General features: G+C 54.9%; 4 protein-coding genes. 3 read left to right on the top strand and 1 reads right to left on the bottom strand.

Annotated features, from left to right (window positions below):
- Window positions 1-157 precede the first annotated feature (157 nt).
- Window positions 158-1,333 (bottom strand): MFS transporter, encoded by a 1,176-nt coding sequence (locus ABF757_RS12090; RefSeq protein WP_415482582.1) that lies wholly within the window; start codon window positions 1,331-1,333, stop codon window positions 158-160.
- A gap of 147 nt (window positions 1,334-1,480) precedes the next feature.
- Here ABF757_RS12090 and ABF757_RS12085 point away from each other — a divergent pair, with 147 nt between their 5' ends.
- The 3 genes from ABF757_RS12085 to ABF757_RS12075 form a co-directional block, all read left to right on the top strand.
- Window positions 1,481-2,092, top strand: coding sequence for a hypothetical protein (locus ABF757_RS12085; protein ID WP_415482581.1), 612 nt, complete (start codon window positions 1,481-1,483; stop codon window positions 2,090-2,092).
- A gap of 92 nt (window positions 2,093-2,184) precedes the next feature.
- Entirely contained in the window at window positions 2,185-3,057 is an 873-nt protein-coding gene (locus tag ABF757_RS12080) for a LysR substrate-binding domain-containing protein (protein ID WP_415482580.1), read from the top strand.
- Window positions 3,054-3,930 (top strand): TDT family transporter (locus ABF757_RS12075; protein WP_415482579.1); only part of this gene is annotated, 877 nt, incomplete at its 3' end. The genes ABF757_RS12080 and ABF757_RS12075, both read left to right, overlap by 4 nt.

The raw sequence follows: 3,930 nt of genomic DNA, 5'->3' as shown, positions 1-3,930 counted from the left end.
ATGGTAGGGGTCACAGGTTCAATCCCTGTTGCGCCCACCATTCCTGGCCGCAGAAAACAGCGGTTTATCCATGTCTCCCCTTTTAAATTTACACCACCATAAGCCCTTTGGGCTTTCTGGCATGCCCCATGTGGCCGCATGCCGTGTGTGCTGTTGATTACCCCTGATCCTCGCCGTTGATGAGGGCGCGTGGTAAAATCATGCCTGACAGGGCGACGACCATCAGCAGAACGCCCACAGTGCCAAGTGCAAAGGGCAGGCTGAGGCTCTGTGCGATAAATCCGAGGGCTGCGGGGCCGAGCAGGATGCCGGCATAGCCGAGGGTGGTGACCGCAGAAACCGCCAGATGTTCCGGCATGAGCTTCTGCCGACCAACGGTGGAATACAGAACCGGCACGATATTGGCACAGCCAGCCCCTACCATGGCATAACCGAACAGAGTTAATTGCCAGACAGGGACTGTTGCAATCAGCAGCATGCCCAAAGCGCCCAGCAGGCTGCCTGCTGTTACCAGCGTGCGGCCCGGCACGCGGCGTACCAGATGGTCTCCCAACAATCGACCTGCTGTCATGGTGCAGGCAAAGGCGACATAGCCCAACCCCGTATAGCGCACGTCTACATGGCGGATTGTGGCCAGAAACACTGCACTCCAGTCGATTGCGGCCCCTTCTGCTAGAAACACGATAAAACACATGATCCCGATAATCAGAACCACACCATGCGGTATGGCAAAGGGCTGGTTGTCGCCGGAACTGGTGTGGCTGGTAAACAGGCCGGGCAAGGCCAGAATGCCACCCAGTAGTATCAGAACGGAAACAGCGCTGCATGCGATTGTGGGCGATAGTCCAAGGCTCAGCAGAGAGCTGACGCCCGTAGCCCCCGACAACCCGCCGACACTGAACAGGCCATGAAAGCCCGACATCATGGTGCGCTGGCACGCCCGCTCGACAAGAATTGCCTGCACGTTAATCACGCAGTCGATCGACCCGATCCCGGCCCCAAAAATAGTCAGTGCCACCGCGAGCAGAGGGACTGAACTGGATGTGGCTAGAACAGGCAGGACACAGCAAACGGCAAGGGTTGAAAAAGCTACAATCCAGCGGCAACCCAAACGGCCAGCCAGCGCACCGGCTACAGGCATGGCAATGATCGAACCCGTGCCAAGGCAGAGCAGTAACAGGCCCAGATGGGCATCTGTCAGGCCGCATCTGAGCTTTACGTAAGGGATGATGGGAGCCCAGGCGGCACCAGCAAACCCGGCGATGAGAAAAGCCAGACGGGTGGAGCGTTGAGCCTGTGTCGAGGCGGGCAGGGGGTTATCCAGCAGAGACAAGAGTAAAACCTCGGTAGGTGCGCAGGTATAAAGCCATTGGCAGGAGTGCTTGCAAGCAGCGCGCTACTCTTGCAGGCTCAGGCGGCCTGAGCAAGGCTGGGCCAAAAAGTGCTTACGGATAACAGTGCTCAAGTCAGGGATTTGACCATGGTACAGTTTGATTTTCTGCCCTGCGATGTGGCACCGCGATTGGATGCGGTATATTCAGATATCGCGTTTTATGCTGAAATTATTTATCCTTTTTCATATGGTGATAAAAGAACATCTATGCAGGAAAGCATAGAATCTCGATTGGGAGTCAGTGAAACATTTCCGAGGGTCAATATTGGGGAAATGCAGTTGGGTCTCAGGGTGGGATATATCGTAAATTCATTTTATATTTATTATGGTAGAATAAAAAACGAACTCTTTAAATATGAGGGCGCTTTTGAAGGCGGGCCGCTTGTATCGCTTGTGATGCAGAAGAGTGAACCACCGCAGGATGATATCGATTTCAAAGAAGATATTTCTATTGAAATTGATAGAGAGCGCCGCATCGTGTGGATTGGTTTTGGGCGTAGGGCCAATAGACATAAGGTTTTCTCGATTGCGGATGATTGTGTCATTCATATTGATGAAAACAATCATCTGGTTGATATGGTTTTTCGAAATGTCCAGTGGTCTGATCTGGAAACTGAACTGGCACGACCTTCTCAGGGGCCGGGTAGGCTGCGTCTGCTCTGGTCAGGCTTGGTTCGATCCGTGCGCAGGCTGTTCTGATTGAATGATCTGATTTTTAGATTGGAATCATAGATAAACGGCATTGGAAAGATTGGTCCTGGTTGCGTATTTTGGGGGCGAAGGGGGAAGCCATGACGTTAGAGCAGCTTCGTATTTTCATTGCCGTTGCTGAACGCCAGCATGTCACGCGGGCGGCTGAGGCGCTGCATATTACCCAGTCTGCTGCCAGTAATGCCATTGCCGCGCTGGAGGCTCAGTATGGTGTACCGCTTTTCCATCGTATCGGGCGGCGTATCGAACTGACCGAGGCCGGATCTATGTTTCTTGATGAAGCGCGCGCCGTGCTGGGGCGGGCCTCGGCGGCTGAGCTTGCCTTGGCTGACTATGGCGCATTGAAACGTGGCACATTGCGGGTCGTCGCCAGCCAGACGGTTGCAAGCTACTGGCTCCCCGCAAGGCTTGCTGCCTTTCATGCGCGCTATCCCGGCATTGCGATTGAACTGAGCATCGATAATAGCGAGGGCGCTGCACGGCGTGTTCTGGACGGTGTTGCGGAACTGGGGGTGGTGGAGGGCACGATTAACGAGCCCGCTCTGGCTTCATGGACAGTGGGCGAGGACAGGATGCTCCTTGTCGGGGCATCGGCTGGTCAGGTGGTGGATGAGGGCTGGCTCCGTGCGGCGCGCTGGATTGTGCGTGAGCAGGGGTCTGGCACGCGTTCAACATTCGAGGCGGTGCTACGTGCGCGGGGGTTCGATCCGCAGGATATGAACATTGCGATGGTCATGCCCTCCAATGAAGCGGTGTGCAGTGCGGTCGAGGCTGGAGCCGGTGTTGCCGTTCTTTCGGAATTTGTGGTGCGCCGTGCGCTGGCGGTGGGAGACCTGCATGAATATGCGCTGCCAATGCCAGCCCGGCCTTTTCACGCATTACGGCACAAGGAGCGCTATCGGACACGTATGGCCGATGCGCTGGTTGCTATTCTTAGGGAGAAACAGCAATGACTCTCTCGAATTCTATCAAAAAAAGCCCTGATATTTTTGCGATATTTGGAAAGCGATGCGGCTCGCGTGAAATTATTCGCCAGTTTACGCCAAACTGGTTTGCCGCAACCATGGGTACCGGCATTCTGGCGCTTACCCTGCCGCAAATGTCTGGTATTGGCCCGCTGTTGAGGCCTGTGGGTGAAGGGCTGTGGTTTGTCACGATCGGGCTTTTCCTGCTTTTTAGCGCGCTTTATGCTGCCCGCTGGATTTTGTATGGGCAGGAGGCCAGACGTATCTTCGGGCATTCTGTCGTATCGATGTTTATCGGCACGATCCCGATGGGGCTTGCAACTATTATCAATGGATTTTGTGTTTTTGGATTAATCCTTTTTGGTTCTTCCATTATTCCGGTAGTGCAAGCCCTTTGGTGGGTGGATGTGGCAATGGCATTGGCCTGCGGTGTTGGTATTCCTTATCTGATGTTCACCCGCCATCAGATAAGCCTCGAGAGTATGACGGCTGTATGGCTGCTGCCTGTTGTTGCTGCCGAGGTGGCCGGTGCAACAGGGGGGCTGCTCGTGCCCCATCTGGCTGATGCGCATGCTGGGTTTGTTGTTCTGATAACGTCTTATGTGCTGTGGGCTTACTCCGTTCCTGTTGCGCTCAGTATCCTTGCAATTCTTATTTTGCGTATGGCGCTTCATAAACTGCCACATGAGAGTATGGCGGCATCGTGCTGGCTGGCATTGGGGCCTGTTGGAACGGGGGCACTGGGTATGCTGGTAATGGGGGAGGATGCACCGGCTGTTTTTGCGGGCCATGGTCTCGCCCGGATCGGCGTGATCGCACAGGGGGTAGGCGTCATGGCGGGGCTTGTCCAGGTCTCGTATC

It is taken from the genome of Acetobacter papayae (genome assembly GCF_047721125.1).
Classification (GTDB): domain Bacteria; phylum Pseudomonadota; class Alphaproteobacteria; order Acetobacterales; family Acetobacteraceae; genus Acetobacter; species Acetobacter papayae.
Note: the sequence above shows the minus strand (reverse complement) of the source record. Positions and strands in the feature narration are given on the sequence as shown.

What these genes read in the sequence shown, in the direction of transcription:
- ABF757_RS12085 (WP_415482581.1), top strand. Translation starts at nt 1,481, where the DNA reads ATGGTACAGTTTGATTTTCTGCCCTGCGATGTGGCACCGCGATTGGAT.
- ABF757_RS12080 (WP_415482580.1), top strand. Translation starts at nt 2,185, where the DNA reads ATGACGTTAGAGCAGCTTCGTATTTTCATTGCCGTTGCTGAACGCCAG.